Origin of the sequence: Mesorhizobium escarrei, from assembly GCF_935825525.1 — a bacterium.
In the GTDB taxonomy this organism is placed as follows: Bacteria; Pseudomonadota; Alphaproteobacteria; order Rhizobiales; family Rhizobiaceae; genus Mesorhizobium; species Mesorhizobium escarrei.
The window spans coordinates 1-5,962 of sequence record NZ_CAKXZT010000194.1 but is presented as its reverse complement, the minus strand read 5'-3'; the positions used below and the strand labels follow the sequence as shown (position 1 = coordinate 5,962).

The window sequence follows — 5,962 nt, the reverse complement described above, 5'->3', positions numbered from 1 at the left end:
CTCCCAACCCGCCGGGATTTGTACGGAAGTCGGCCAGCGTCTCGAGAGGGTCCGACGCACCGAGGTCGGCGATATGCGTGGCATGTCGCGCTTGCAGCGCAGCGAGGCGGGCAATGGTGTCGGAGATTTTTCGCAATGGCGCCGTCCCTGTTCTGACGCCCGGAATGGACGGCAATCTGTGTAACGCAATTGCAGCAATATCGTTGCTGCACTGCACAATAACAAGAGAGTGCGGCGGGAGATGGAGTCCGGCCGACCCTCTGGGTCGGCCGGGAGTAGACGTCTCCAGCCTCGGACTCGCTGTGAGATAGAGCGTTAGGTCGTCGGGGGCTTTGGCGTGAAGCAGCGGGCAACAAGCCCCACCCAGCCTCACCATGCTGACGATCGATCCCGGGGCGGACGTCGCGTCATATCACAATTGGCAGGTGGTCGTCCTTCAACCCGAGAATTGGGCGGTCTGGACCAGAAAGCCTGAGGCTGAGCTTTTGCGGCCGCATCCAGCCGAATCCCTCGCGGTGGAAGCAGTTCGCCCCCGAAAGCTCGTGACTTAGCGGATCTCGCGCCCCCTGACATCTAATCCCGCAGCAGATCGAACATCAGCTTGAAGAAGCGGTCTGCATCGACTTCGTGCGCGATGCGGGCATTGTCCCTTTCGCCACGCTGGCGCGCGCTTGCCATCGTCGCGCTGATCAGGGCGATTGACAGCATCAAGGCCTTCGATCTGTTCTACATCATGACGCGCGCGGGCCGGCGCTGTCGACCGAGACGCTGAACTATTACGGCTACATCGCCGCCTTCACCAATTTCGACATTTCCTACGCGCTGGCCATCGCCATCATCCTGACGATCTTCACCAATGTCGCGCTGCTGACCATGTACAGCGTCCTGTTTCCGAAATCGGGAGAGCGCTGATGGCCAGCGCACTGTTTTCTGTATCGGGCTGCTTCTGTTGCTGCTGGCGGTGTTGTTCCCGCTCTACTGGGTTGTCGTGACTTCGTTCAAGACGACGCGCGATGCCTTCGCCATCCCGCGGTCTGGTTCTTCAGCCCGACGCTCGACAACTATCGCACCGTGTTAGCCAATCGCGGCTTCCTCAGCGCCTTTGCCAACAGCTTCGTTATCTCGATCCTGTCCAGCGCGCTAGCGGTAGCCGTTGCTCCGTCGCCGCCTACGGGCTGTCGCAGCAGCCGGCCGAGTTGCGCCGCTCCAAGGAGAAATTTATCCTCAGTCTGCGGATTGCGCCGGCGCTGCTGTTCGTCATTCCGCTGTATTATCTGGCGACCCGGATCGGGGCGATGAACCAACATTGGCTGCTGATTGCCGCCTATGCCTTCGTCAACGTGCCCTTTGCCATCTCGCTGCTGATCACTTTTTTCGACGACATCCCGAAGGAGCTGCGTGATGCGGCCCGCGTTGACGGCGCCCGCGAATTCAGCGTGTTCTGGCATGTCTACCTGCCGGCCGCCCGCGGCGGCATGGTGGCGACGCTTATCCTGTGCGTCCTGTTCACCTGGAACGAGTTCTTCGTCGCGCTGGTGCTGACCGGCCGCGACACGCAGACGCTTCCCGTCAGTATCACGTCGTTCCTGACATTCCAGGGCATCCAGTGGGGCGCGCTCACCGCCGCCGCCACCCTCATCATGCTGCCGATGATCGTGCTTGGCGTTCTGGTGCAGGGGCAGATCGTGCGCGGTATGACACTTGGCAGCGTGAAGGGTTAGATCCGATGGCGAATTTGTCGATAAGGTCGGTGTCGAAATCCTACGGCGCGGTCAGCGTGCTGGACGACATCTCCGTCGAGGTGGAGGAGGGCTCCTTCGTCGTGCTGCTCGGGCCGTCAGGCTGCGGGAAGTCGACACTGCTTCATGCGATAGCTGGGCTGAACCCGATCGATTCCGGCACCATCGTCATCGGCGACCGCAATGTCACCAATCTTCCCGCGCGCGAGCGCGACGTGGCGATGGTGTTTCAGTCCTACGCGCTCTATCCGACCATGTCGGTGGCCGAAAACATCGCCTTCCCGTTGAAGATGCGCGGGCTTGATCACAAGACATCAGGCGAAAAGGTCGAGGCGGTGGCGCGGCTGCTGCAGATCGAGCCCTTGCTCGCCCGCCGGCCGCGCGAGCTGTCAGGCGGCTAGCGGCAGCGCGTCGCCATCGGCCGGGCGCTGGTGCGCGACCCCAGGCTGTTCCTGTTCGACGAGCCGCTGTCCAACCTCGATGCGGCGCTGCGCACGGAGCTCAGGGCCGAGATCAAGCGGCTGCACCAGTCGATCCGCAAGACCATGGTCTATGTGACGCACGACCAGACGGAGGCACTGACGCTTGCCGACAACATTGTCGTGCTCAAGGCCGGCAAGATCGAGCAGATCGGCACGCCGCTGTCGCTCTATGACGACCCCGACAATGCCTTTGTCGCCGGCTTCATCGGCTCGCCGCGCATGAATTTCCTGAAGGCAACAGTGGCCGATGGAGGCAAAACTCTGCTCGTCGGCGACGCAAGCGTCGACATGTCGCATCTGGCAACGCGACTCGGCAACGGGCAGGACGTCACTCTGGGCATCAGGCCGGAACATCTCGATGAAAGCAGGGGGTGGGTTGAGCTTTCGCTTGCCGTCGACGTCACCGAGCGCCTGGGATCCACCGCTTGCGTTCACGGCGTGCTGCCGAGTGGCGAAACGGTGGTTGCCGAAAGGCGCGAGGATCAGCCGCGCTTCGGCGTGACCATAATGCTTCGTTTCCTACCCTCTCGCGCCCACATCTTCGACCCCGAGGGCCGTACGCATTCGCTGATCTTTAACAAGCGAACAAGTTGGAACCAAGGCTCGTTGCTAGCCTAGTTGTATCCCTAGAATAACCAGAAATGTCTCGAAATGGCGTGCGCCGTGGCGCTTTCCAGTGGGTGCAGTCCCCCCGGGGAGTATTCCGCACGCCGAACTGATGAAGTCAATATCGCGGCGGATCGTTGATGAGCGTCTACTGCACCTCATCAAGATGTGGCTGGAATGCCCTGTCGAAGAAACCGACGATCGAACTTCTAGGCGGCGCGGCGGCGGGCGTACCACCACGAATCATGGGGATCGGCCCGGCACCCGCTTCGAAGAAGCTCATGGCTCGGCTCGGGCTTGGGGCACGTGATTTCGATGTAATCGAGCTAAACGAGGCCTTCGCTTCGCAGGGCCTCGCCACGCTACGCGATCTCGTCATCGCTGATGACGACCCGCGGGTAAATCTCGGCATGTCGGGCGCGCGGATCACCGGTACGGCGGCATTCGAGTTGAGCCTGAGCGGCGGCAGGCGGTCGCTCTCCACTATGTGCATTGGCGTGGGACAACGCATCGCCATCGCGCTGGAACGGGTCTGACACTGCGGAGGCGGGATGGGAACCTTCTTGAAGAGACGGGTGGTCGAGCCTATCGCGATATTATCGATGCCAGGAAGAGGATCTCATCGAGCGGGTCTACACAGGCAGCGCCTTCATTCCGCGCTCGACTTTCTCTCGCCGGATAGAGACGAAAGCCGACCTAACGCGATTGCGCCAGGATCCCTGGCCGTAATCCAAACCTGGAGAACTGTCCCTAACTAGTGTCCGTCCATAGTGTGCTGCAGCAAGCAGAAGGAGGTTCGATGGTGAACTGACAACATGCTGAGAAGCTGCGTGAAAGATGAGGGTAGGCCCCTCGGGATCGGCTTTCAGGAGCGGGTCTCAAACCGGCCCAAGCTGCTGGGGTAGAAGAGCCATGGTGGTTAGCGTTGGGTCAAACGCCGCGGACATGATCCGGGGCAGGTAGGCATCCGGAAGATGAGCGCAAGCAAACCCTTCGATGACGCGTCGTTAGTACTCTTTGATTCCACTAAAACCGAGGGCGTATGGATCTCTCGGGACAAGTCCGTCGGGAGCCTGATGACTGGGCGGACAGTGGACGGCGTATAGGGGGCATGAGCCGGATGCAGGCTTTTGCGCGGAACTGCAGGAACCAGCTTCCTGATGCCAAGGGAGAAGCACAAGCGGCACACCACCGTGAGGCGAGAGTACCGATGCAGGAAGTTGGGGCGGACCGCCCTGTAGTAGCGATGAAGGTCCTGTAATGGGGCTGGAGCGAAGGGGGCGGATCAGGTGGTCGTGTTTTCGAAACAACTGGAAACAGGATGACTTTGACGGATACGACAGACAAGCCGTTTATGATCGATAAGCGGCTGGTGTACGAAGCTTACAAAGCGGTCAAATCCAATGGTGGTGCGGCCGGCGTGGACGGGCAGTCGATCGAGGCATTTGAAGCCGACCTGGCGAGGAATCTCTACAGGATCTGGAACAGGATGAGCTCGGGAAGCTACTTTCCGCCACCGGTGCGAGCTGTCCCCATTCCCAAGAAGACTGGGGGCCGGCGGATTTTGGGTGTGCCCACCGTGAGCGACAGGATCGCGCAGATGGTGGTCAAGCAGCTCATCGAACCGGAACTCGATCAGATCTTCCTGCCAGACTCCTACGGTTACAGGCCGGCAAAATCGGCTTTAGATGCCGTGGGGGTCACGCGTCAGCGGTGCTGGAAATATGATTGGGTTTTGGAGTTTGATATCAAGGGTCTGTTCGACAATCTTCCGCACGATCTTTTGCTCAAGGCCGTCCGCAAGCACGTCAAGTGTAAATGGGCGCTGCTCTATATCGAAAGATGGCTGACGGCGCCCATGGAAAAGGATGGACAGAGGATTGAACGGAACTGCGGAACTCCGCAAGGGGGCGTAGTTTCGCCGATTCTTTCAAATCTTTTTCTGCACTATGCGTTTGATCTGTGGATGAAACGGACACATCCCGACCTCCCATGGTGTCGGTATGCGGATGACGGGCTGGTGCACTGCCGGACCGAGCAGGAGGCAGAAGCCGTCAAGGCTGCGCTTCAGGTGAGGTTGGCGGAATGCCAACTGGAACTGCACCCGACGAAGACCAAGATCGTCTACTGCAGAGACTCCAAACGCAGAGGGCAACATCCGAACGTGACGTTCGACTTCCTCGGATATTGTTTCCGACCGCGCGCGGTATGGGGAACGCAAAGCGGGCGACTGTTTTGCGGCTTCACACCAGCGGTCAGTTCCTCGGCGCTGAAAGCGATGCGGGAAAAGATCAGGGACTTGCACATCCGCCGACAGACGCAGCTCTCGTTGAACGACATCGCCCGGCTGATCAATCCGCTCCTCAGGGGGTGGATCAGCTATTATGGACGGTACGCGCCAACGGGGCTGCAGCCCATACTTCGCTACGTCAACCAGACGGTGCTTGCGTGGGCAAGGCGGAAGTTCAAGCGCTTTGGCAGGGGTAAGACTCGGGCAAGTCGGTTCTTACAACGGATCGTCAAGCAGCGCACCGATCTCTTCGCGCACTGGCAACTCGGTCTGATCGGCACGTTTGCCTGATGGGAGCCGTGTGAGCTGAGAGGTTCACGCACGGTTCTGAGAGAGCGGAGGCGCGCAAGCGTCTCCGCTACTCGCCAACAGTAACTTTTCGAAGTATTCATTGTAGACGCCCACGCAGATTCGAGGTATTTCTGACTGTTTTGGTGGTTCTATCTGCACGAAGCGTTAGAAGAGAAGTAGAGGTCTCTCGCCGTCCGCTAGTTGGCCCATGGTTAAACCGCCCGTCTGGGCGTCGGGTAGGCTTTTGCGAAGTCGGCGGTGGGTCAGTTCGACTTGAGGCGGGCGAAGAGGGCGAGATTGTAGGCCACCACCGAGGACCAGACATAGGTCTTGAAGTGGTTGAGCCCACGCCAGGTGCAGCGGTCCAGGCCAAAAGCGCGCTTCAAACATGAGACGCCGGCCTCGATGCCGGCACGGAAGTTGCGCAGCCTGCGATACACCCAGCGGCTCTTGACCATGTCCTCGATCTTGATGCCGCATTTTTTGTGGAAGGCCATGTCCTTCACGCCCCAGGCCTTAGCCTGGATCAGATTGGCGCGGCTGGCATAGCCGCC

4 protein-coding genes and 2 pseudogenes are annotated in these 5,962 nt (G+C 60.0%); 4 read left to right on the top strand and 2 right to left on the bottom strand.

Annotated features, from left to right (window positions below):
- Positions 1-573: 573 nt before the first annotated feature.
- Complete coding sequence (locus NMG80_RS37140; protein ID WP_301943418.1) at positions 574-708, bottom strand: hypothetical protein; 135 nt, start codon at positions 706-708, stop codon at positions 574-576.
- Between the two features lie 488 nt (positions 709-1,196).
- Between NMG80_RS37140 and NMG80_RS36785 the strand changes: the two genes are divergently transcribed.
- The 4 genes and pseudogenes from NMG80_RS36785 to ltrA all read left to right on the top strand — a co-directional run bounded on the left by NMG80_RS36785 (position 1,197) and on the right by ltrA (position 5,408).
- Positions 1,197-1,721 (top strand): carbohydrate ABC transporter permease, encoded by a 525-nt coding sequence (locus NMG80_RS36785; protein WP_254022678.1) that lies wholly within the window; start codon positions 1,197-1,199, stop codon positions 1,719-1,721.
- Positions 1,722-1,726: 5 nt separating this feature from the next.
- Positions 1,727-2,839 (top strand): annotated as a pseudogene (locus tag NMG80_RS36780) (ABC transporter ATP-binding protein).
- Between the two features lie 182 nt (positions 2,840-3,021).
- Positions 3,022-3,363 (top strand): annotated as a pseudogene (locus NMG80_RS36775) (3-oxoadipyl-CoA thiolase); the annotation flags it as partial.
- Between the two features lie 785 nt (positions 3,364-4,148).
- The gene (gene ltrA / locus NMG80_RS36770; RefSeq protein WP_254022677.1) at positions 4,149-5,408 is read left to right on the top strand and encodes a group II intron reverse transcriptase/maturase; all 1,260 of its coding nucleotides are present in this window, start codon (positions 4,149-4,151) and stop codon (positions 5,406-5,408) included.
- Between the two features lie 263 nt (positions 5,409-5,671).
- Here the strand turns inward: ltrA and NMG80_RS36765 are convergent.
- The coding region (locus NMG80_RS36765) for a transposase (protein ID WP_254022676.1) at positions 5,672-5,962 on the bottom strand (291 nt) is incomplete at its 5' end.

Excerpts from the sequence above, each read along its gene's own strand:
- ltrA (WP_254022677.1), top strand. The coding sequence starts at position 4,149 with ATGACTTTGACGGATACGACAGACAAGCCGTTTATGATCGATAAGCGG.
- NMG80_RS37140 (WP_301943418.1), bottom strand. The coding sequence starts at position 708 with ATGCTGTCAATCGCCCTGATCAGCGCGACGATGGCAAGCGCGCGCCAG.